Raw genomic sequence first — 23,333 nt, 5'->3', positions numbered from 1 at the left:
TTGTCACAGACAAAAACGCCGTCGTGATAGTAACGAATGACCTAGTGAGGCTCGCCAAAGGACGAACATTCGCTTATTGCCGGATCACTCGCAGTAGAATTCACGTGAAAATTCTTACTTTATTATTTACGCAAAATGAAAAGCCTTCTTCGGGTAAGAAGAAGGCTTGATATACCGGGCTTCTTCTTATCCCCCAGACTGCACGCAGTCTGCTGGAATTAGCACCTTGTCGCATGATTTCTGCGACGGTTGCTGAAGCGTCATTGGGCCAGTCCCTCGGCTTCTCTTGATAAGAATCAAAATAATCTTGTTCAGTTGTTGATTAGTTTACACTAGAGTCCGTCTTTTTTCAAGGATTTATTCAGTTTGAAAAAGTTCGTCCACTCGTTTATTCAGCACATGCGCTAGGCGAAATGCAAGCTTCAAAGTCGGATCATATTTGTTATTTTGCTGTCTCTCACTGAGCGACAAGTTCAGATACTCAATCAGGTATGTTGCAGAAAAAAAGACCGAGCCGAACCACATGCGCCTTCTCCTTTTCGCGATATATCCAATGATTCCTGTGCATAAATCAGCATTTACATTCATCTAATCACCTTTTCACACATTTTTTTGGAATCCAAGCCAACAAAAAAAACTTCCACAATAGCATGGAAGCGTTCTTCTAGTCGAATTTTATTTTATTCCCATTTTTCGCTTATGAAAGCATCACGTCCAGATTCCTTCCGTTCAGCCTTGTAACGGTCAGGGTGCTTTTGGTAGAATTTCTGGTGCTCTTCTTCGGCAGGATAAAACGGAGCCTCAGGCAAAATCCGAGTGACGATTGGTTTGAGAAAGCGTCCGCTCGCAGCTAACTCTGCTTTAGACCGCTCCGCCGCCCTCTTTTGCACTTCATCATAGTAGAAAATCGCCGTCCGATAGTTGTCGCCGCGGTCAAAGAACTGGCCGCCGTCATCGGTCGGATCGACCTGGGTCCAGTACAATTCGAGAAGCTTTTCATAGGGAAACAATTCAGGATTGAAGAGAATTTGAATGGCTTCCATGTGGCCGGTCTTCCCAGTTTTCACTTGCTCATAGGACGGATTTTCAAGATTCCCGCCTGTATAACCCGAGACAACCTTCTCAATGCCCGGCAACGTGTCGAACGGCTTCACCATACACCAAAAACATCCTCCGGCAAAAGTCGCTGTTTCAAGTATTTGAGTCATCTGTCTTGTCTCCTTCGTGGACTTCTTTTTGGTCTTCCGGTTCATTTTTCAGCAGGGGCAGCCGTACGATAAATGTTGTCCCCTCGTCAACAGCGCTTGTTGCTTCAATTTTCCCGCGATGCTTTTGAACAATCCATTCGGCGATCGAAAGCCCTAGCCCTGTTCCTTTTTGACCGCTGCGCGCACTGTCTACCTGATAGAATCGATCAAAAATATGCAGGAGATCTTCGTCCGAAATGCCACATCCGCTGTCGGATACACTAAGCCGTGCATATTTGTTTTCCCGCGAACAATCCACTGTGATTGCTCCACCTTTTGGCGTAAATTTCATCGCATTGTCCAAAAGGATGACGAGCAATTGATGCACACGCTGTTCATCACCATTAATGTAAATGGGATCGTCCGCTCCGTCAAGCGTGAAGGATTTCTCTTCGAACTCGGCCATTTCCGCGAATGGCTCGGTTACTTTTTTCAATATCGCACTCAAGTCAAGCGGCGCAAGGTTTATCTCAAGCCGATTCGAATCGGAGCGCGCCAAGGTCAGCAAATTTCCGACAAGCTTGGACAGCCTTCGTGTCTCGTCAAGCATGACTGCGATATCCTCACCAACCTCCTGAACCTTTTGTCTCGGTTGCCGAAGCAGGCCTTCAATTTTCAATTGAATAATCGAAAGCGGTGTACGTAACTCGTGTGAAGCATCTGCGACGAAGCGGTTTTGCCGATCCCACGCCTTCTCAATCGGCCGAAGCGCGCGCCGGGCAAGAAAATAACCGACGACAATTGAAACCAGCGCGCCGATGATGAGACCGTAAAGAATGATCGAACGCAATGTGTTGAGCAGATTTTTCTCCGGAGTCACATCAACGCCAAAAATAATCTTCACTGTTTTACCATTTAATAACTTGCCTTTTTGAGCATGTAGATGATAATAGGTTTTGCCAACTTTTTTTTCAACGGTACTGCCCGCAGTTACTTTTAAAAAAGGCTTAAAAAAATTTTTGGCGTCTTCGGTGCCCGGATAAGCATCCATACTTGATTCAATTTGCTCATCGCTACTGTTTGTAAGAACCCAGCTCAACCGTGGATTGGTACGCAGGCGCTGCTGATCTACCGCGTCTTGCCCCCGCATCGGGCTGCGAAGAGGCATTTTACCCGAAGCTGCATCCTTTAGCATCTTGTTACTATCACGAAAGGTCACACTTTGTTCATAGAAATAAATCGTTCCACTTAAGATACTAAGCAGCAGAATCAGTAATGCGGCATTCAAAATTGTTAATTTTATAAGTGTCTTCCGAAAAAGAGTCATGGCGCACTCACTTATCCGTCAGCATATAACCAATACCGCGGACGGTCTGGATATCGGCGTCATATGCATATTTTTTCAATTTTTTCCGTAATTGGTGGATATACACTTCGACGATGCCCACCGTTGTGTCGGAATCAAAGCCCCAGATGCGGTCGAATATCTGCTCACGTGTGAGTATTTGATCCTCGTTCTGCACCAAGTATTCCAGTAAATCGTATTGTTTCGTTGTAAACGCAAGAGCGTCTCCATCCACCTTGATCTGTTTTCGCTTATTGTCAATTTCAATGCCTTTATAGCACAAGGTGTGATCGAGCGACATTGGCGAACTGCGACGCAGAATTGCGGCAACCCTTGCTTTCAGTTCCATGTTCTGGAATGGCTTGACCATGTAGTCATCACCGCCCAAATTCAGGCCTTTTACACGGTCATCGACAGTATCACGGGCAGTCAGAAAAATAATGGGTGTCGCGACGCCCTTCGCTCTGATCTGTTCGGTCACTTCGAAGCCGTCCATCCCCGGAAGCATGACATCCAAAACGATCGCGTCATAAATATTCTGCTCCGCTAAATACAATGCTTCGTCGCCGTCCTCTGCCGAATCAACCGTGTACTCCTCTGAAAGCAGTCGGACAATCTCTTTTAGTAAATTTTTATTGTCCTCAACAACCAGCAGCCGCATAAAAAAACACCTCTCATTTATAAATCATTAACTTCATTTTACACATAAAGAGCCGATGATGAAAAGTTGCCGCGGATATTACTCGGTGCGGAGCGCATCGATCGGGTTAAGCTTCGACGCCTTGTAAGCCGGGAAAACGCCAAACACCATACCGACAATTGCGGAGAACAGGAACGCTGCCGCCATGATTGAAAGAGAGTAAACAACAGTTCCCCCAGTGGCAAGCGCGTAAATCTTCGACGCTAGAATGCCAATGCCGACACCGCACAACCCGCCCAACATGCTCAGCACCGCGGCTTCAATTAAGAATTGGAGCATGATGTCGCGTCGCCGCGCGCCGATTGCTTTGCGAATACCGATTTCACGTGTCCGTTCGGTGACGGAAACGAGCATAATATTCATGATCCCGATGCCGCCGACGAGCAGCGAGATTCCTGCTATACCGGCAAGGAGCATTGTCATGGTGCTTGTGACTGAACTCATTGCTTCCATAACATCCTGTTGATTTACAACACTATAGTCATCAGAATCGCTATAGGTTTCACTCATCACCCGCGAAATACCTGCCATAGCCCAAGTTACCGAATTCTGGTTCTCAGCCTGGGCATAAAACTGCGTAATATAGGTCGTTTTCATCAAACGCTGCGCGGTTGAAAACGGAAGAAATGCCGCATCATCACTGCTTTGTCCCATAGAGCCACCTTTGCTGTTCAACACACCGACAACCGTATAACTCTCGCCGTCGACCAGCACCTTCTTATTGATTGGTGACTGATTTTCAAAAAGTGTCGTGGCAAGATCGCTGCCGAGAACGATAACCTTCTGGCGGAATTTTTGATCGAGTGCCGACACAAACCGCCCTTCCTTAACTGTTAATTGACGAATAGATTGATAACTCGATGTTGTCCCGGTCACGCTGACCTGGGATGTTGTGCTGCCATTGCGCACCGTACTTCTCCCGCTCAGCACCGGTGCCACCGATTTCACACCAGTGGTCTGCTTGACCTCTTTCAAATTGTCCATTGTAAAATGTGTATCCGTATTGGTTATGTTAACGGTAATCAGATTGGTTCCAAGACTAGTGACACTGTCGGAAACCGACTTGCTGGAGCCTTGGCCGATGGCGAGCAGAGCAATAACCGATGCTACGCCAATAATGATGCCAAGCATGGTTAAAAAAGAACGCATTTTATTTCCCTGTATATTGCGAATAGCCATTTTCAATGAAGTAAATAGATTCATTAGATATGCTCACCTTCCTGCAGTTTGCCGTCACGGATACTGACTGTCCGTTTCGCCTGGCGCGCGACAGTCAAATCATGAGTGATCAAGACGATCGTGCGTCCGTTATCATTCAGTTTTGTCAGCAGATTCATAATCTCTTTGCTCGTTTTGCTGTCGAGCGCTCCGGTTGGTTCATCAGCAAGCAAAATTTGCGGATCGCCGGCTAGCGCCCGAGCGATGGCAACGCGCTGCTGCTGGCCGCCTGAAAGCTGATTTGGAAGATGCGCGGCCCGTTCTTCCAGCCCGACGCTCCTCAAGCACGCCAAAGCGTATGCTCGTCGTTCTTTCGTTTTGACACCGCGATAGAGCATGGGCAATTCTACATTTTCTACAGCGGTTAATTTACCAAGCAGGTTAAAGTTTTGAAAGATGAACCCGATTTTTCGATTGCGAATTTCTGCCAAGTCTCGATCTTTAAGCAGATCAATGTGGCTTCCGCCTAAAATGTATTTTCCTGCGTCAGGCTTGTCCAAGCAGCCCATCATATTCATGAGTGTGGATTTCCCCGAACCGGAAGGACCGACGATGGAAACAAAGTCACCTTTTTCAATCGAAAGATCAATGTGATCCAGAGCATGAACACTAGTATCGCCTAATTTATAGGTCTTCTCAATCTTGCTCATTGTGATCATGGCTTCGGTCATGGTCGTACGCCTCCTCCATTTCCATTCTGCGTGCGATTGCCTCCTCCGCCAAAACCGCCTTGTGTGCCTCCATTCATGCCGGAGCGCATCATTTGAAATTGGTTTTGACCATTTGACGAAATTGTTGTACTGGATGATTTCGTGATCGCGTTCAACTGAACGGTTTGTCCTTCTTCAAGACCAGACTTGATCTCAATATAATTATCATTATGAATACCGATTGTTACCGTTTTTTGGCTGCCTCTTTCGGTTTCCACATTGCTGAATCTTCTGGTTTCCTGATTATTCGTACTGCCGGAGCCGCTGGACAAATAAACATAATAACCATCACCGCTCTGGTGAACCGCTCCGGATGGAAGATAAAGTGCGCTTGCTTTTTTCTCGAGTACGATGCTTGCCGTTGTCGTCATGCCCGGCTTCAATCCGGTTGACTTCGAGAGATGTATCGTAACATCGAAGGACGATGTCCCATTTGTGCTTGTACCTTCCTTGGCAATGGATTTAATCTTGCCGCTGAATGTCTTGCTCGGATATGCGTTCACGACAACAGAAACCGCTTGTCCGTTTTTAATTTTCGCGATGTCTAATTCATCAATTTGTACAACAGTATTGAGGTCACTGTAATTGGTAAGGTGAACAATTTTTTGCCCGGCGTTCACTCGATCACCTTCATAAACCTCGATACTTGTCACCGTTCCGGATTTTGGAGCAGTAAGCGTTGTGCCATCAGTGAATGTCACGAGCTTATCACCTTTATCGACTTTATCGTTCTTTGCAACATCAACACTGTAAATGGTCTTTGAAGCATCGTCTGAGTCAATCGTCACATCCTGATCAACAGCCGGAGTTAGTGTACCCGAACCACTGACATCTGTTGACAGCGTTCCTTTCTTAACAGTCGTCGTTGGGATCATCGTCGTGTTATTTGCTGACTTGTCCCGTGAGAAATACCAGTATGCCGCGCCTCCTCCAACGGCAATGACCAAAATTAAACTAATAATCCAGATTTTCTTCATTTCCCAAACCCCTCCGCTTTTTCAAATGTACTATGTTATGGGTTTAGTTTAATGATTCTTTCTTAATATTTGCTTAAGGATCATAATTTGAAGGGCGCGCGTTTTGCTAGAGCAAAAAAGCAAAAAAATGCGGACCTTTCAGGTGTGAAGGTTCGCATTTTTTAATGACTGGTTTTTTATTACAATGATTTATGTGCGCGTGATGCCGACTCATCATACCAACAAAAAATTGGCGCGATCCGCCGCGCCAATCAGTCACTCATTTATTTTTTAAAATGATACGGAACCGTTGCGATGACAACATCCTTATGGCGTATCAGACTTGCTTTGATCAGAACACCGGATTGGTTGTGCAGCAAGCTCTGCCACCATTTTTTTGTATAGAACTGCGGGAATACAACGGTTACTGTTGCACCCCGCTTATCAGCTTTGTATTTTACCGTGCTAATGAATTTGTCGAGCGGACTGACAATGCTTCGATATGGAGAATGAAGCGCAATCAACCTTACACCCGGATCCCATTCGTTCCACTCCCGATTCATCTTAGTGATCGCTTCAGGACTGTCTCCGACAAATACCGCAACCACATTACCGGACAGTGATTTGGCATACGTCAATGATTGCTCAACGACCTTTGTGATCCCCGCTACCGGCACGACAATGATATTGTCCGATACATGGATGGTTGGCACAGGATCGGAAAAATCAACGCGCAGCTGCTGGGCCACCAGCATATAATGTTCATGGATTTTATGAAAAATAGTGACTACAATTGGCACAAAGATGAGCACCGGCCAGATCTGCGGGAATTTGGTCAAAAAGAAAATGGCAAGAATCAGATAGCAAATTAACGCTCCGAGCAGGTTAATCATCAGCTTACCCTGCCAGCCTTTTGGCCGTTTCTTTATCCAGTGAACAATCATACCGGTCTGCGAGAGCGAAAATGGAATAAAAACACCAACCGCATAGAGTGGAATCAGATTTTCCGTTCGTCCTTTGAAAATGATAATGAGCAAAATGGAAAGAGCGCCCAAAGTTAGAATACCATTTGAGAACCCTAATCGGTCTCCCTTGACCTTGAATGGCCGCGGCATATATTTATCCTTAGCTAAATTAAATGCGAGCAGAGGAAATGCAGAGTACCCGGTATTCGCCGCCAGAATCAGGATTAACGCGGTGGACGCCTGAATAATGTAATAAAAAAAGGTGCGTCCGAACAGATTGCTGGAAAGCTGAGAAAGTACAGTCTGATCACTCGTTGGATGTACGCCGAACCAATAGGCAAGGTAAACAATTCCGGCTAATAAAGCAGCAAGAATACCGCCCATCATCAGAAGCGTACGAGCAGCGTTTTTTGGTGCGGGATCCTTAAAACTCGGTATCGCATTTGAAATTGCTTCGACACCGGTCAATGCAGAGCAGCCGGATGAGAAAGCACGCAGCAAAAAAAACAAGCTGACGCCCATAACCGGTGTACCCACCGCCGCGTGCTGATGAATGGGGGCGGTATGGCCGGTAAAAGCAGCAAAAAAACCGCCGCCGATGATGATCAGCATCATGAGGACAAAGAAATATACCGGGTAAGACAATAAAGTCGCTGAATCGGTCAATCCACGTAGATTCAATATCGTAATGATCACAACAATGAGCACGGCCACAATCACGCTATGCTCATGAAGTGACGGAAATGCGGACGTGATGGCATCAGTTCCCGCAGAAATACTAACGGCGACCGTCAGAATATAATCGACGAGCAACGCTCCGCCCGCAGTCAGCCCAAAATTCGTTCCGAGATTTTCCTTAGCTACCATATAAGCACCGCCGCCTTGCGGATAGGCGAAAATAATTTGTCGGTAGGATAGAACAAGTGCGATCAGCAGAATAAGAACACCAAGAGAAATGGGCAGTGAAAACCAAAGTGCGCTGCTCCCCGCGGCCATCAGCACAATGAGAATCTGTTCCGGACCGTAAGCTACCGAAGACAATGCATCGGAAGACAATACAGCCAGAGCCTTAAATTTATTTAACTTTTGATTACTTGATTCATTTGTTTTTAACGGTCTGCCGATCAGCAATCGTTTCAACTTCATTAACATACGTTCTACTCCTTTTCACATGACAGCGCCACGCGAAGTTGTTTGCAAAATCCGTTCTAGTTATGCGAAAAGAAACGATCGACGTTATTCTTTTCCGCAGATCGATTGTAAGTCGTGACGTTCGTGGAAGCAAGGGGAAGCATTTTGTATATAGTATTGCCTACGAGAATTGAGACCATAAATCGACGCAACTCTTTTTCACTTCTTATTGTTACGCACAAAACAGCAGGATCAAAATAAATACGCGTGATTCGTCTTAATTTCCCAGGCAATAATCAGCATGCGACATCTTTTCCCTTTTATTTCCTCAACATAGTCCCTATTTTGTCGTAATTGCTTTCTGTGCCAGCGCCAACATGATCACAGTCCCAATAATACAAATTGCTCCGATCCAGTCGACTAGTGTAAAGGGTATGTGCATCCAAACGACGCTGACAACAGCTGCGGATAGCGGCTCGGCGCAACCAAGCAGGCTGGTTTCAATTGGCTTTAAATACTTTAAACTCGCCAAGTACAAATAAAAGGCGAGCAATGTTCCGAATAAGATAACAAAAACGACACCAACTAGTGACTGAACAGAGAGCACCCCGTGAAATTTCCAGGGTGGGAAGAAACAGCTCATTGCGGCACCGCCAATGACCATCCCCCAACCAACAACAAGGCCCGGCCCATACTTTTTTAAAAGTGCTCCTGGTTGCATTGCGTAGATCGCACCGCCAAGTGCTGACATAAGCCCCCAAAAAACAGCTAATGGAGCAATCGAAATTTGATCCGGATGACCCTTCGTAACAAGCAGAAAAACGCCCAAGATCGCTGTGAAAATAGCCGCAATTTCTGTCACACTTGGTTTTTTTCGCCAGCGAATAATCAAATACAGCATGATCAATACAGGGCTTAGATACTGCAAGAGTGTCGCGGTCGCCGCGTTTCCTGCCGCAATCGCTTCAAAGTAGGTATATTGTGCGCCAATCATTCCAATCAATCCGAAAATCAGCAGTCCCGCCGCCGTCTTTCGTCTCCTCCAAACAGTCCACGTCAGACGTCTGTCCTTACCGCCTTGCGTCAAAGCGAGCAATAGGATTCCCGCTGCCAGCATCCGCACAGAAGTCAGCCAGCCGGCATCAATTTGCTGCCGTTCAAATAAATATTGTGCGACATTTCCCGACACCCCCCATAGTGTCGCCCCGCTCAGCACAAGCATCATTCCGAGCGGCCTTTTCCAGGACCGTACTCTGGTAACCCGCTGCACAAATTCAGTCATCTTATTCGTCCTCTCACTGTTCTTCGCCACACCTGTCTTTTTGAGGTTCATTTTTCCAATTAATCTATTACATGTTGATTAAATTTCAATTCCTATGTATGCTGTAGATAGTCTAGTTTAGCATAGTTCAGCTGAGTAAAGAAGAGCAGAGTTGAGAACAGAATCGCACATTTATCGTGGGTCCGTCCGGGCTTGCTTTTATTTGTTATCTTCTTCTGATTCACCGTTGCTCTTCTGTATAAAAAACACTTATACAGGAGGATAATAAGATGAGTTTCCTAACAGAAATTGACCAATTTCACAAGTCCATTCATTATTCCACAGGCAAGGGCATGGACATCACCCGAAACCAAATACCCATCTCCGGAGAACCTTCCATTCTTAAGATCCAAAAGAAACTTGACGAGTATAAAGGCGCCCTGTTTTCCAGTGCCTATCATTTTCCCGGCCGTTATTCACGCTGGGATATCGGTTTTGTTAACCCGCCGCTCGAACTCACATCAAAAAATAATGCGTTTCGGATTAAAGCACTGAACAGTCGCGGCAAAGTGCTGATCGCTTTCTTGACTGATCATTTATCCAATCCCGATGTTCTGCTGGTTCAGCATAGTCGTGATGAGCTAGCCGGCACGATCAAACGAACAGATGACGCGTTGATTAAAGAAGAAAACCGTACAAAACGTTCCTCAATCTTTTCGGTGCTGCGAGAAATTCAATCCTTGTTTCAAACGGATGACGCGTTTCTCGGCTTGTATGGTGCATTCGGATTCGATCTTGTTCTTCAATTTGAACGCTATTCTTTGAATAAAGAACGCGATCCCAACCAAAATGATTTACAGCTCTATTTTCCGGATGAACTGATTGTTGTTGATCGCGAGAAGAACGAGGCCTGTAAAATAAACTATGATTTTACCTATGGCAGCTTAACGACGAAGGATCTGCCCCATTCCGGAACCCGTTACCCTTTTCATGCTCTGAAAAAGTCCGAGATCCCATTGGGCTATGCGGACAAGATGGGTGATTATGCTGAACTCGTCCGCAAGGCGAAAGACGCGTTTAGCAAGGGCGACTTGTTTGAAGTGGTACCCAGCCGCGTCCTGACACGAAACTGTTCCAGCCGTCCTTCGCAAATTTTCCAACGGCTGCAACAGATCAATCCAAGTCCCTATGGGTTCTTAATTCATTTAAATAACGAAGAATTCTTAATCGGCTGTTCTCCTGAAATGTTTGTTCGAGTCGACGGAACGACCGTCGAAACCTGCCCGATCTCGGGAACGATCAAGAGAAAGGGATCTGCGATTGAAGACGCCGAGCAAATTAAGACATTGCTTAGCTCTGAAAAAGAGGAATCTGAACTCACAATGTGCACGGATGTCGATCGTAATGATAAATCGAGAATCTGTGTTCCGGGTTCCGTGGAAGTAATCGGCAGGCGCCAAATTGAAACGTATTCTCACTTATTCCATACGGTTGACCACATTAAAGGCCAACTAAAAGAAGGTTTCGACGCTATTGACGCGTTTATCAGCCATATGTGGGCAGTGACGATCACCGGAGCGCCGAAACGTGAAGCGATGCGCTGGATCGAACGTCATGAAAGAACCGCGCGCGGCTGGTACGGCGGTGCTGTCGGCTGGATGGGATTCAATGGCGACATGAATACCGGGCTTGCCTTAAGATGTCTGCGTCTTCAAAAAGGTGAAGCGAAAATCCGCGTCGGTGCCACTCTGCTCTATGATTCTGATCCGAAAAGTGAGGAACGCGAAACACATACCAAAGCAGGCGCGCTGATCGAAGCACTTCATCCGGTTGTTGACAAAGAGCAGAATGTCCCGAGCCAAAATGGAGCAAACTATGCGGATCACCCGCTTCACATCCTATTTGTCGATCATGAAGATTCTTTTGTCCATACGCTGTCCGGATACTTTCAAACGCTTGGCGCGAGGGTTACCGTCAGGCGCAGTCCGGCAGCCCGCAGAATGATCCGTATCGGCGCTGAGCCGATTGATCTTGTCGTCCTTTCACCCGGACCCGGCCGCCCTGAGCGTTTTCAAATGCAGGAAACGATCGATCTATGTATCAAGCATCGTCTCCCCTTATTCGGTATCTGCCTTGGCCTTCAAGGCATCGTCAGCTATTTTGGCGGATCGCTTAGCGTCTTGCCCGTTCCGGCTCACGGCAAAGCATCAACCATTAGCCACAACGGAAGTTTTTTATTTAAGGATGTGCCGCAACCATTTAGAGCCGGACGTTATCATTCAATTTATGCCGATCAATTGCCAACAGACCTGGCAGCTACGGCAACCTCGGAGGATCATGTTATTATGGCTGTCGAGCACCGAAGCCTTCCGATTGCCGCCGTTCAGTTTCATCCCGAATCTATAATGACTCTTGACGCACAAGCCGGCATGAAGATTTTAAAAAATGTTTTTCAGTTGATCCGTCTGCAACCCGCAGGAAATCGATGAAATGATTGGTATGGGTTTCAACGATCTAATTCTTTTGCATGCGGCACTGACTTTTACGATACTATTCTCCGTCAACATGACTTCAACCCTGCAATCATAGATTAGACATATTGCCATAACGAATGGTGAACCTGCATGAAAACCGCCAGTTTCACATAAGATTCGGCGATTAGTTCTAATGATGAGATTCACCGTGTTGCAATGAATGAGGAGGATTTGTCATGAAAACAGCAGTATATGCCCATCGCGGCAGTAAAAGCAACAGGCCTGAAAATACACTCGCTTCATTTGAGGAGGCGATGCGTGTCGGAAGTGACGGTATCGAATTAGATGTCCATTTGACTAAAGATCAACAAGTCGTTGTCATTCACGACGAAAAAATCGATCGGACAACCAACGGCAAGGGCCAAATCAAATCGTATACATTAGAAGAATTAAAACGATTCGACGCCGGTTCTTGGTTTTCACCGAAGTTCAAAGGTGAGCGTGTACCCACCCTTAGTCAAGTGCTCGAGCTTCTGAAAAATTACCCCGGTGTCCTGAATATAGAATTTAAAACGGATCGCAATGTCTATCCAGGTATTGAAGCGCGTGTCGCCGATCTCGTTGATCAGTATCGTCCGCTTTTTCCTGTTGTGTATTCTTCCTTTAATCATGAGTCCTTGATTCGATTGAAGCAGATTAAGCCGAACGCGGAGATTGCCCTCCTATTATGGGAACGTCTCGCCGATCCTTGGCGCTATACAGAGCAAGTCGGTGCGACTGCGCAACATCTGTGGCAACCCAGCGCGCTTTCGGAAACTGGGGCACAGCTGCAGAATCATGGTATCAAGGTTCGTGCTTGGACTGTGAATCAGCCGAAAAACATGCAGCTTGCTTTTGAAATGGGTCTCGACGCCATCATTACGGATCATCCGGAGGCCGCCCTGGATCTGCGCAAGAGTTATGAAACGATAAACAAATAACTGCTACTGAGAACATGTCGCTTTTTCTAAGAGAAGAGACATGTTATTTTTTTGCTAATGAATCGACGAGTGCCCGAAAATGTACATTGGAACTGTTCACTACTTTGGCTATAATAAAATTGAGAACGTTCCCACATGTAGCGATCATGGCAATAGACACATTACATGCAGTCAATAGAAAACGAGGGATAATGATGAACGGGAAACAAGCGGCAGGACAAAAAGCTATAGACGAAATTAAAGAAGGAATGACCATTGGTCTGGGCACCGGCTCGACCGTATACTACTTTCTAGAGGCACTTGCCAAAAAAGTAGCAGACGGTTTTGAACTAACCGGTGTCGCGACCTCTCAGAAAACAATCAATCTTGCTAAAGAATGGAAAATTCCGATGCTCCCGCTAAATGAAGTGACAAAAATTGATGTGACCATCGACGGAGCTGATGAAGTTGACTCACAATTAAGCGGCATTAAAGGCGGAGGCGGCGCTCTGCTCTATGAAAAACTGGTGGCCAAAGCGTCTGATCGACGGATCTGGATTGTGGACAGCAGCAAAAAAGTCGAACAATTAGGCGCTTTTCCTCTCCCTGTCGAGGTTGTTCCATTTGGTTGGAAACATGTTGAAGCCTATTTTACCGGAAAAGGTTATCATCCTGAGCTTCGATGCTCCGCTGATGGACAACCCTATGTGACCGATGCGCATCATAACATTCTTGATCTTCATTTGCAGTCCATTGCCAACGCCGAGGAGTTGGCGAATGAGCTGGATCATCTCACCGGAGTCGTCGAACACGGCCTCTTCATCGGCATGACAGAAAAAGTAATTATTGGTTATCCGGACGGACATACCGAAACACTTGAAAGATAACCCTGTTTTACCTCTCCCTATCTGCGGTTCAGATAGGGGTATTTTTTGATTTTTTGCTATGATTTGGCTCAACTTTCCGCTAATTCCTTGCTAAATAGAAATTCGTTACTGCCTATCCTTGAATCGTTCAAAATCTGGATATTTGTAATTTTTTTAGCAGATTATTACGCAGTAAAGACAAACGGCGAAGTAAAAATACGTGAGTAAAAGGGACCAATTTTGCATTGTTCGAGCAAAAGAATCAGCGTTCAGGCAAAAGAATCAGCGTTCAGACAAAAGTATCGCTCAGCAAAGAATCAGCGTTCAGAGAAAAGAATCAGCGCTCAGGCAAAAAAATCAGCGTTCATGCAAAAGAATCAGCGTTCATGCAAAAGAATCAGCGTTCAGGCTAAAGAATCAGCGTTCAGGCTAAAGAATCAGCGTTCAGGCTAAAGAATCAGCGTTCAGACAAAAGAATCAGCGTTCAGAAAAAAGAATCAGCGTTCAGACAAAAGAATCAGCGTTCAGGCTAAAGAATCAGCGTTCAGACAAAAGTATCAGCGCTCAGGCAAAAGAATCAGCGTTCAGGCAAAAGAATCAGCGTTCAGGCAAAAGAATCAGCGTTCAGGCAAAAGAATCAGCGCTCAGGCAAAAGAATCAGCGTTCAGGCAAAAGAATCAGCGTTCAGGCAAAAGAATCAGCGTTCAGGCTAAAGAATCAGCGCTCAACTTCTCCGCTCTTCGGCTGAACTTTCCACGTGTTCGGTTCGGCTTTTTACTCTTTAGGTGTAACTTTTCACTCGTTAGGTTGGACTTTTGGTCTTCGGTTCGACATTTCCTCTCTTGGGTTCGACTTTGGCCGCGTTCGGTTCGACTTTCCGATGGTTCAGTTCGACTTCGAGTCTTCGGTTCGACTTCTCCTCTCTTGGGTTCAACTTTGATCACGTTCGGTTCGACTTTCTGATGGTTCAGTTCGACTTTTCCTTCGTTAGGTTGAACTTCAATTCGGCCTAACTCCTTCTCTTATAGGTTTGCTGCGCTTCTTCCGTCAGCCGTTTAGTTATTAAGCTAAATTGCCAAAAATATTATTCCTTTAAGTTTAAAATGATTGACAGGTGAATATCCTGTAATTATAATAGTTACAGGTGGTGTAGGAAATGATCAATACCCGTGTCGCTGTCGCCGTACATAGTTTAGCTCTGATCGCATCTAAGCCCCATGAGGATTTGCCATCGGATTACATTGCCGCCAGTGTGAACACCAATCCGGTTGTCATTCGCAGACTTCTCGGCATGCTTAAGAAATCCGGTTTGATCCAAACAACCGCCGGCAAAGCCGGAGCGTCCTTGACTCGGCCGCCTTCCGACATCTCATTACTTGATGTATTCCGAGCGGTTGAACCGAAAGATCATCTTTTCGCCGTTCATGACAATCCGAATCCGCACTGTCCGGTAGGCAAAAGTATCCGTCACGTGCTTGACGATGCATTTGGTACTGCTCAAGCTGCTTTGGAGCGCAAACTCTCAAGTGAAACGATTGAAACCATCCTTCACCATCTTTTTGAAGAAGAATGATTTATGCACCAAGTAAGTATGAAATCGTAAAAGATTAGCGAAATCATAAGCACAACTAAGGCTTCGCTTTCTCCAAAGGCTCAGCGAAGCCAAGTTTTCTAATAAGCAAGCTGTAACTAACTATGTTACACCAATAAGGAGGGGGATTTCCCATGAACATCGCAATTATAGGTGCTGCGGGCAAAGCGGGATCACGTATTTCTCAAGAGGCAATCAGGCGCGGCCATCAGGTGACCGCGATTGTCAGACATCCTGATAAATTAGACGATACAAGTCTCAACATTATTCAAAAAGACTTATTCGATCTGACGCGCGGAGATCTGGCAGCTTTTGACGCTGTCGTAAATGCTTTTTCAGCGCCGTTTGGTCAAGAAGACCTGCATGTCAAGGCAGGAAGAAAGCTCATTGAATTAGTGACGGGTCTCTCTGAAACACGTCTGATCGTTGTCGGCGGCGCAGGCAGCCTGTTCGTTGATAAAGATCAGATAACACGTGTCATTGATACACCGGAATTTCCGGATATCTTTAAGGCAACTGCTTCCAATCAGGCAAAGAATCTTGAAGAGCTTCAGAAAACGACTGATTTGAATTGGACCTTTATCAGTCCGTCAGCAGTCTTCGCGTTGGGCAAAAGAACCGGTCATTACAGAACCGGAAAGGATCAACTGCTTCTCAACAACACCGGCAAAAGCTATGTCAGCTATGAAGATTACGCAGCGGCGCTTATCGACGAAATCGAAGCACCGAAGCATGTTAGAGAACGATTTACTGTAGTCTCCGAAGAAAATTAAAAGCTAATAAATCAGCAGAACACGCAGCTGCGTTGATTCTGAAATAGATTTCAAAAAACCATTAGGAGTGGATGAACATGGCAAAATGGACAATTGATTCAGCACACACAGAAACAGGCTTCTCTGTAAAACATATGGGGCTCTCAAATGTAAAAGGAAACTTCAAGACAACATCAGGCAATGTGACAACTGATTACAGCGGAAAAATTACTGCGGTCGAGGTTACGATTGACGTCGCTAGTATTGATACGCGCATTAAAGATCGTGATGATCACTTAAAAAGCGCCGATTTCTTTGATGCAGAAAAATTTCCGGAAATCAAATTTGTATCAACAAAAGTGACCGCGTCTGATGATGGCGACTATGAAATTGAGGGAACACTCACGATCAAGGGAACGAGCAAAGCGGTGACCTTTGAAGCAGAGGTTGGCTCTCCTGTCGACGATCCATATGGTCTCAAACGAAACGGTGCAAGCTTGTCCTTTGCAATTGATCGTCGCGAATACGGCTTAGTTTGGAGCCAATCACTTGCTAACGGCAATCTTGTTGTCAGCAACAAGATCAAGATTAATGTTGAAGCTGAATTTACGCAAAATGCTTAATAACCTGCAAAAAATAAGAGCGGACGGCTTATCCAAGCTGTCCGTTCTTATTTTATTTTTCTTTTCTCACTGCTTTTTCACAACGCTTAATCCATTCGTTTTCAAATTGATCATGGGGGAGGATTCGTTCTTTCAAGTCGTCGATGAACATGACACGCTCTTCGCGGCACCAGTTGAGGCGGTTTTGATAAAGGTCCATATCCGGATCATCTTCATCCCAATAGACCGGAATGACCGATATTTTCGCCTCACTATAGAGGAAAGCACGCGTGTGACCATCAGTCAGAAAAGCCTCACCCCCATTTTTCTTAATGGGGAGCGGCGCATTGAAGCGCACATTAAGCGGATCAAATAGCTCTTTTAAGCGATCAATTTTATCCTGATCTAAGTAAAGCTGGCTTGGTCGAATCTGGTATAAATCCATTAAAAATGATCTCATGCTGTCAATCTCTTTTCATTTCGTGATTTTTAAAGATCCCTTAGCGATAAAAAACAAATAGATGAAGAGCGCGCTTACTTCACAGAAGAGAATCATCAGCGCCATCGGAAAATACGTATGGCTGCCGCCAAGTCCGACTAGCGGCGAGAGCAACGCGCCAACGGTATTCATGCCCATCCCGAGAATCGCCGATGCACTGCCCGCCGCTCTCCCCTGACTTTGCATCGCCAGCGAGAAAGCCGTTGAGTTGACAAGTCCTACCATTGAAACAACGAGGAAAAGCGGAATCATCACTGCGATTAAATGCGGCGGTTCAAACAATAAGCTCGCAAAAAGCGCAATACTTCCGATTGTCGCTATATAAATACCGGTTCGCAAAATTTTTCGTGCATCCACTCGGCCGGCGAGCAGACCCGCAAGCTGCGACATAAGCACAATGCCAAGACCATTGGTGGCGAAAAACAGGCTGAATCCCTGCGGTGACACCGAAAACATGTCCTGGAGTACAAATGATGAAGCCGAAATATAGCAGAACATCGCACCCATAACGAGCCCTAATACGAGCGCGTACCCAACGAAGCGGGTGTCGCGAAAAATATGACCCATTGCGGATACGGTCGCGCCAATGCCACCGGAAATCCGTTTTTCGGCAGGCAGTGTTTCCGGTATACAGGTTACAGCTCCAATAAAAAGCAAGAAACCAATCACGCACAGCACGACAAAAACACCGTGCCAAGAAGGAAACCGGAGCACAAAACCACCCAAAATTGGTGCCAATATTGGGAAGATGCCATTAACCGCCATCAGCATTGAGAAAAATTTCGTTAGTTTCGTGCCGGCATACAGATCCCTGGCGATCGCTCGCGAAATCACCATCCCCGCCGCTCCTGCCATCCCTTGAATCAGGCGCAGAACAACGAGCAATCCGATGGATGTGGTGATGGAGCAAAGAAAAGAAGTTAGTGTAAATGTGATCAGTCCGGCAAGCAAAGGAAGCTTCCGTCCGAATTTATCACTGAGCGGACCTAAAATGAGCTGTCCCACTGCGAGCCCGATCAGACAGGCGGTGATACTTAATTGCGCCATAGATGTTGTTGTCTGCAGATCTCTTGTCAGCGATGGCAAAGAAGGAAGATACATGTCCATTGATAGCGGTCCGAACGCACCAAGTGCTCCGAGTACAAGCACAAAACGGACATGTACCCCTTTTCCAAGTCCCGGCGCCGCCGAAGCTGTTTGTGTTGCTTTCACGTTCAATCAGCCTTTCCATTCATGAAGTTCTTGTGGCTATCATAGCAAAAAACTGGTTGGTGTTGCTGAATTTCAACTAGATAATCGTGGAAAAACTGAACTTGCATTAAGATGCAACGACTTGACCCGTCCATTCAGACGGTTAAACAAGTCCGGTTTGTTCAGGAATTCCCAGCATAATATTCATGCATTGAATCGCCGCCCCGGAAGCTCCTTTGCCTAAATTATCTAATCGTGTCATCAGCATGATTCGATCGTCATTCCCAAGCACAAAAAGTTCCGCCCTATTTGTATCGTTGCATGCCGTAATGTCGAAACTCCCATCTTCAAGAAGTCCTTCCGTCTCATTAGGCATAACGTTTACAAATGGTTCTCCGGAATAATAATTTGCTAAAAAACGACGTATCTCTTCAGGTGAGTGATCTTTAGCTAACTTATTAGAGAATAGTGGAATGCTTACGGCTAGTCCTTTATAATAACCGCAAATAACCGGGATGAGCATTGGCTTATCGTCCAGTCCTGCATACTTTTGAATTTCAGGTAAATGTTTGTGATTTTGACTCAACGCATAGTGTCGCGGGATGTCTAAATGTCGGTCTCTATTCCCACTCTCGTATTTTGCAATCACATCTTTACCACCGCCACTATAACCTGTAACGGAGAAAATAGCTGCCGGATAATTTTTCGGGACAATTCCACCTTTTACTAATGGGGAAAGCGCCAATATTGCCGCGGTTGCATGGCACCCGGGAACACTCACACGTTTCGAATTTTTTATTCTATCTCTTTGGGTTGGGCCAAGTTCAGGTATTCCATATGCCCAATCGTCGTCAATCCTGTGTGCGCTGCTCGCGTCAATGATTCTCGTTTCACTGTTTTCAATGAGCTTTACCGCCTCTTTAGCCGCCTGATCAGGGAGGCATAGAAAAACGATGTCCGCTTCATTCATGTATTTTTTTCTCGTTTCAGGATCTCGTCTTTTTTCATAGTCTATAGTTAAGATTTGTACATTTTGATGCTTCGACAAATAGTCTTTAATTTTTAATCCTGTAGTACCATATTGACCGTCTACATATACACAATACATAACGCGCACAATCCTTTCTTTCGTAGGTCTAAAAAAAAACGGATACGTTTTATCCGTATCCGGTGCTTTAAGTAAAAATAGTAAGCTAATTTAGGGGGTAATAAACCTTACGGGTAAGAATACTTTTTTTGCATTCTTACAGAAAGACACTATATGAAACAGCTGTCTCAGAATGAATGATTCTGATGCAGTCGTGTTTCCGCGAGTTTCAATTGTTTCTCAATTTGATGTGGCGCAGTGCCGCCTTCACTTTCACGGGCGCGCATCACATTTTCAGGAAGCAGTGCTTCAAAGATATCCTCTTCAAAAAGAGGACTGAATTGCTTGTACTCTTCCAAATCTAGATCAAGCAAATACTTTTTATTTTCAATGGCATAGAGGACCATTTTTCCGGTGACCGCATGCGCGTCACGGAACGGCAGTCCTTTTTTCGCCAGGTAATCCGCAATATCGGTAGCATTCGAATAGTCTTTTTCAACAGCGTGACGCATCCGGTCTTTCTTGACGGTCATGGTCTCAAGGATTGGGGCGAGTAATTTCAGTGCCCCTTCCAGCGTTTTGACGGTGTCAAAAATGCCTTCTTTGTCTTCCTGCATGTCTTTGTTATAGGCAAGCGGAAGTCCCTTGAGCACAGTCAGCAAGCCGACCAAATGTCCAAACACGCGACCAGTTTTGCCGCGCAGCAACTCGGATACGTCCGGGTTTTTCTTCTGCGGCATGATGCTGGAACCTGTGCAGAATGCGTCATCCAATTCAATGAACTGGAATTCCTGGCTGCTCCAAAGCACCATTTCTTCAGACAGGCGCGAGAGATGAACCATGATCAACGAGCAGTCCGCAAGCGCCTCGACGACAAAGTCACGGTCACTGACCGCATCCATGCTGTTTGGGTAGACATCATCGAAATCAAGCAGTTCAGCCACACGACGCCGATTGATCGGGAAAGTCGTCCCGGCCAATGCACCGGCGCCAAGCGGCAGAATGTTGATCCGCTTAACGCTATCCTTTAACCGACCTTTATCACGCTCAAACATCCAGAAATAGGCAAGCATGTGATGCGCGAAGGAGATCGGCTGCGCGCGCTGAAGATGTGTGTATCCGGGAAGAATCGTGTCCACATTGGCTTTCGCTTGCTCAAGAAGTGCATATTGCACATCTTCGAGCAAGTCGATCAGAACCTGAGTCTTTTTCCGCATGTACAGGTGCATGTCGGTCGCGACTTGGTCATTTCGGCTGCGTCCGGTGTGAAGCTTGCCGCCGACCGCACCAATTTCATCAATCAGCATCTTCTCAATGTTCATGTGAATATCTTCCATGTCCGTCGAAAAATGTGCTTCGCCGTTCTCTACCTTTTTCAAGATCGTGCGAAGTCCCTGCTGAATGGTCCCCGCCTCTTCTTCTGTAACTACGCCGCATTCTCCGAGCATCTGAACATGCGCCAGACTGCCTTCGATATCTTCTTTTGCCAGTTCCTGATCATATGAAATCGATGCAGTGTAGTTATCAACCAGTTTATTGGTTGACTTCGTAAACCGGCCGCCCCATAGTTTCGCCATGATCTGCCTCCTTATGCACTTCCGCATTCACTTTGGTCGGGAGTCCCCACAGCTTGATGAAGCCTACGGCTGCGTTATGATCAAAAGCATCGCCTGTTGTGTAAGTCGCCAATTTTTCGTTGTATAGGCTTTTTTCCGATGCGCGTCCAACAACGACATGGTTACCTTTGAACAGTTTCACGCGTACTTTTCCGGAAACGACTTCCTGAGTTTGCTTTACAAAAGCCATCAGCGCTTCCCGAATCGGTGAATACCAAAGACCATCATAGATCACTTGAGAAATTTCTTTGTCAATCAACGGCTTGAATTTAGAAACTTCTTTGGTCAGCGTTATCGTTTCAAGTCCTTGATGCGCATTGATCAGAATCAGTGCAGCCGGGTTTTCATAAACTTCACGCGACTTGATTCCCACGAGACGGTTTTCGATATGGTCGATCCGTCCGACACCGTGAAGTCCGCCAAGCGCATTTAATTCTTTAATAATTTCAATAAAAGGCTTTTTCACGCCATTTAGAGCAACCGGAAGACCTTTTTCAAATTCAATTTCGATATATTCCGGTACATCCGGTGTTTTTTCAATCGGGTTCGTCCAGGCGAACGCTTCTTCAGGTGCTTCGTTCCATGGATTTTCCAGAACGCCTGCCTCGCACGCACGTCCCCAGATGTTGGCGTCAATCGAGAATGGGTTGTCAAGATCAACCGGAATCGGAATACCGTTCTTTGCCGCATATTTGATTTCTTCGTCACGCGTCATGCCCCATTCACGAACCGGAGCAACGACTTTAAGTGAAGGATCGAGCGCTTGGATGGCTACTTCAAAACGAACTTGGTCGTTTCCTTTTCCTGTACAGCCGTGAGCAACAGCCGTCGCGCCTTCTTTATGCGCAACGTCAACGAGTAATTTACCGATGAGCGGGCGTGAAAGACCTGAAGAAAGCGGGTAAACGCCTTCGTACAATGCGTTCGCCTGGAGGGCCGGAGCAAGGTATCCTTCTGCAAGCAATTCTTTCGCATCAACGACATACGATTTGATCGCGCCGACATCAATTGCCTTTTGCTTCACTTTATCAAGGTCTTTACCTTCTTCGCCGACATCAATGCTGAGTGCGATTACATCATAATTGTACTTGTCTTGCAGATACTTAATGCAGACCGAAGTATCCAGACCGCCGGAATATGCTAAAACGATTTTTTCTTTTGCCATTAGTGAAACCCTCCTGGAATAAATTATTTTTAGAATGTATTTTACCTAGAATAAGAAAAACTAAGATTTTGCCAACATGCCGCCTCTCTGACGTTTAGGCGTTCTTTTCCAGCAAACATTTCAGAATTGCTTTATGCGCGTGCAGACGGTTTTCCGCCTCATCAAACACAACGGAATGCGCACCGTCAATCACGCTTTCCGTGACCTCTTCACCGCGGTGAGCAGGCAGGCAGTGCATGAAGATATGATCTGGTTTTGCTAAAGCGACAAGTGCGTCGTCGACTTGAAAGCCTTTAAAATCATGCAGACGCTTTTCAGTCTCATCTTCATCGCCCATGCTCAGCCATGTATCGGTGATTACGACATCGCAGCCTTCAGCCGCTTCCTGAGGCGAGTTGGTGAACGTGATGGTACAACCATTCTTCGCGCCTCTTGCCTTCGCTGCTTCAAGAATTGCCGCATCCGGTTCGTAGCCTTTGGGGCTTGCGACCGTCATGTCCATGCCGACTGCCGCGGCGCCTTCCATTAATGAGTGCGCCATATTGTTGTAACCATCGCCGATGAAGCATGTTTTTAACCCTTCAAGCTTGCCTTTATGCTCGAAAATAGTCAATAGATCGGCAATAATCTGTGTCGGATGATGGGTGTCCGTCAACCCGTTAATCACCGGAACATCGGCGTTAGCCGCCAATTCTTCAGCCACTTCATGGCCGAACGTCCGAATCATGATACCATCGACAAATCGCGAAAGTACTTTCGCCGTATCCGCAATTGTTTCGCCGCGGCCAATTTGAATATCTTTGCTGCTTAAGTATAACGCAGAACCACCGAGGTGGTACATACCTACTTCAAACGCCACACGCGTTCTCGTTGAGGCTTTTTCGAAGATCATTGCGAGCGTCTGACCTTCTAAGAAATGGTGCGGAACGCCTTGCTTTTGCATCGCCTTAAGAGCAACGGCTGTTTGTAAAAAAGTCTTCAATTCGTCTTCTGTAAATTCGGCAATCGTTAGAAAGTCTCTGCCTTGTAGTGTTGAAGCCGTCTCGTTTGTCAAATTA

At 46.0% G+C, this 23,333-nt stretch carries 22 protein-coding genes and 1 riboswitch; of the genes, 7 read left to right on the top strand and 15 right to left on the bottom strand.

Features of this window, described 5'->3' with window-relative positions; all coding sequences use genetic code 11:
- Positions 1-183 precede the first annotated feature (183 nt).
- Positions 184-296, bottom strand: a riboswitch (SAM riboswitch).
- Between the two features lie 61 nt (positions 297-357).
- The 9 genes from ABWW58_RS08215 to ABWW58_RS08175 form a co-directional block, all read right to left on the bottom strand.
- Positions 358-588 (bottom strand): hypothetical protein, encoded by a 231-nt coding sequence (locus tag ABWW58_RS08215; RefSeq protein WP_353868650.1) that lies wholly within the window; start codon positions 586-588, stop codon positions 358-360.
- A 92-nt stretch (positions 589-680) separates the two neighbouring features.
- Positions 681-1,208 carry a peptide-methionine (S)-S-oxide reductase MsrA gene (gene msrA, locus ABWW58_RS08210; RefSeq protein ID WP_353868649.1) on the bottom strand — a complete coding sequence of 176 codons (528 nt, stop codon included), beginning with the start codon at positions 1,206-1,208 and terminating at the stop codon, positions 681-683.
- Positions 1,192-2,514: a sensor histidine kinase gene (locus ABWW58_RS08205; protein ID WP_353868648.1), complete on the bottom strand. Its 1,323-nt coding sequence runs from the start codon at positions 2,512-2,514 to the stop codon at positions 1,192-1,194. The genes msrA and ABWW58_RS08205 overlap by 17 nt, the downstream gene beginning before the upstream one ends.
- A gap of 7 nt (positions 2,515-2,521) precedes the next feature.
- On the bottom strand, positions 2,522-3,193 hold the full coding sequence (locus ABWW58_RS08200; RefSeq protein ID WP_353868647.1) for a response regulator transcription factor: 672 nt from the start codon (positions 3,191-3,193) through the stop codon (positions 2,522-2,524).
- Positions 3,194-3,271: 78 nt separating this feature from the next.
- The gene (locus ABWW58_RS08195) at positions 3,272-4,435 is read right to left on the bottom strand and encodes an ABC transporter permease (protein WP_353868646.1); all 1,164 of its coding nucleotides are present in this window, start codon (positions 4,433-4,435) and stop codon (positions 3,272-3,274) included.
- Positions 4,435-5,121, bottom strand: a complete 687-nt coding sequence (locus ABWW58_RS08190) for an ABC transporter ATP-binding protein (protein WP_093670614.1) — start codon at positions 5,119-5,121, stop codon at positions 4,435-4,437. Before ABWW58_RS08190 ends, ABWW58_RS08195 begins: the two co-directional genes overlap by 1 nt.
- Positions 5,118-6,137: an efflux RND transporter periplasmic adaptor subunit gene (locus ABWW58_RS08185; protein WP_353868645.1), complete on the bottom strand. Its 1,020-nt coding sequence runs from the start codon at positions 6,135-6,137 to the stop codon at positions 5,118-5,120. Before ABWW58_RS08185 ends, ABWW58_RS08190 begins: the two co-directional genes overlap by 4 nt.
- A gap of 263 nt (positions 6,138-6,400) precedes the next feature.
- Positions 6,401-8,233, bottom strand: a complete 1,833-nt coding sequence (kimA, locus tag ABWW58_RS08180; protein WP_353868644.1) for a potassium transporter KimA — start codon at positions 8,231-8,233, stop codon at positions 6,401-6,403.
- A gap of 319 nt (positions 8,234-8,552) precedes the next feature.
- A complete protein-coding gene (locus ABWW58_RS08175) occupies positions 8,553-9,494 on the bottom strand; it encodes a DMT family transporter (RefSeq protein WP_353868643.1) in 942 nt (313 codons plus the stop codon).
- Positions 9,495-9,763: 269 nt separating this feature from the next.
- Here ABWW58_RS08175 and ABWW58_RS08170 point away from each other — a divergent pair, with 269 nt between their 5' ends.
- The 7 genes from ABWW58_RS08170 to ABWW58_RS08140 all read left to right on the top strand — a co-directional run bounded on the left by ABWW58_RS08170 (position 9,764) and on the right by ABWW58_RS08140 (position 16,738).
- Positions 9,764-11,962 (top strand): anthranilate synthase component I, encoded by a 2,199-nt coding sequence (locus ABWW58_RS08170; protein WP_353868642.1) that lies wholly within the window; start codon positions 9,764-9,766, stop codon positions 11,960-11,962.
- Between the two features lie 221 nt (positions 11,963-12,183).
- Complete coding sequence (locus tag ABWW58_RS08165; RefSeq protein WP_353868641.1) at positions 12,184-12,927, top strand: glycerophosphodiester phosphodiesterase; 744 nt, start codon at positions 12,184-12,186, stop codon at positions 12,925-12,927.
- Positions 12,928-13,121: 194 nt separating this feature from the next.
- Positions 13,122-13,793, top strand: a complete 672-nt coding sequence (gene rpiA, locus ABWW58_RS08160) for a ribose-5-phosphate isomerase RpiA (protein ID WP_353868640.1) — start codon at positions 13,122-13,124, stop codon at positions 13,791-13,793.
- Positions 13,794-14,017: 224 nt separating this feature from the next.
- Complete coding sequence (locus tag ABWW58_RS08155) at positions 14,018-14,185, top strand: hypothetical protein (protein WP_353868639.1); 168 nt, start codon at positions 14,018-14,020, stop codon at positions 14,183-14,185.
- Between the two features lie 743 nt (positions 14,186-14,928).
- Positions 14,929-15,345: an Rrf2 family transcriptional regulator gene (locus ABWW58_RS08150; RefSeq protein WP_353868638.1), complete on the top strand. Its 417-nt coding sequence runs from the start codon at positions 14,929-14,931 to the stop codon at positions 15,343-15,345.
- Positions 15,346-15,497: 152 nt separating this feature from the next.
- The gene (locus tag ABWW58_RS08145) at positions 15,498-16,136 is read left to right on the top strand and encodes an NAD(P)-dependent oxidoreductase (RefSeq protein WP_353868637.1); all 639 of its coding nucleotides are present in this window, start codon (positions 15,498-15,500) and stop codon (positions 16,134-16,136) included.
- Between the two features lie 77 nt (positions 16,137-16,213).
- Positions 16,214-16,738, top strand: coding sequence for a YceI family protein (locus ABWW58_RS08140; protein WP_353868636.1), 525 nt, complete (start codon positions 16,214-16,216; stop codon positions 16,736-16,738).
- 52 nt (positions 16,739-16,790) lie between these two features.
- On the opposite strand, the gene ABWW58_RS08135 is transcribed toward ABWW58_RS08140, so the two are convergent.
- The 6 genes from ABWW58_RS08135 to argF all read right to left on the bottom strand — a co-directional run bounded on the left by ABWW58_RS08135 (position 16,791) and on the right by argF (position 23,329).
- Positions 16,791-17,177 carry a hypothetical protein gene (locus ABWW58_RS08135; protein WP_353868635.1) on the bottom strand — a complete coding sequence of 129 codons (387 nt, stop codon included), beginning with the start codon at positions 17,175-17,177 and terminating at the stop codon, positions 16,791-16,793.
- Positions 17,178-17,192: 15 nt separating this feature from the next.
- Positions 17,193-18,428, bottom strand: coding sequence for a multidrug effflux MFS transporter (locus ABWW58_RS08130; protein WP_353868634.1), 1,236 nt, complete (start codon positions 18,426-18,428; stop codon positions 17,193-17,195).
- 142 nt (positions 18,429-18,570) lie between these two features.
- Positions 18,571-19,515 carry an N-acetyl-gamma-glutamyl-phosphate reductase gene (gene argC / locus ABWW58_RS08125; protein ID WP_353868633.1) on the bottom strand — a complete coding sequence of 315 codons (945 nt, stop codon included), beginning with the start codon at positions 19,513-19,515 and terminating at the stop codon, positions 18,571-18,573.
- A gap of 167 nt (positions 19,516-19,682) precedes the next feature.
- On the bottom strand, positions 19,683-21,071 hold the full coding sequence (gene argH / locus ABWW58_RS08120) for an argininosuccinate lyase (RefSeq protein WP_353868632.1): 1,389 nt from the start codon (positions 21,069-21,071) through the stop codon (positions 19,683-19,685).
- Complete coding sequence (locus ABWW58_RS08115) at positions 21,028-22,275, bottom strand: argininosuccinate synthase (RefSeq protein WP_353868631.1); 1,248 nt, start codon at positions 22,273-22,275, stop codon at positions 21,028-21,030. Before ABWW58_RS08115 ends, argH begins: the two co-directional genes overlap by 44 nt.
- A gap of 94 nt (positions 22,276-22,369) precedes the next feature.
- Complete coding sequence (gene argF, locus ABWW58_RS08110) at positions 22,370-23,329, bottom strand: ornithine carbamoyltransferase (protein WP_353868630.1); 960 nt, start codon at positions 23,327-23,329, stop codon at positions 22,370-22,372.
- Positions 23,330-23,333: the final 4 nt, after the last annotated feature.

The organism is Sporolactobacillus caesalpiniae, assembly GCF_040513385.1.
Lineage (GTDB): Bacteria > Bacillota > Bacilli > Bacillales > Sporolactobacillaceae > Sporolactobacillus.
This window is presented reverse-complemented; position numbering and strand designations above follow the sequence as displayed.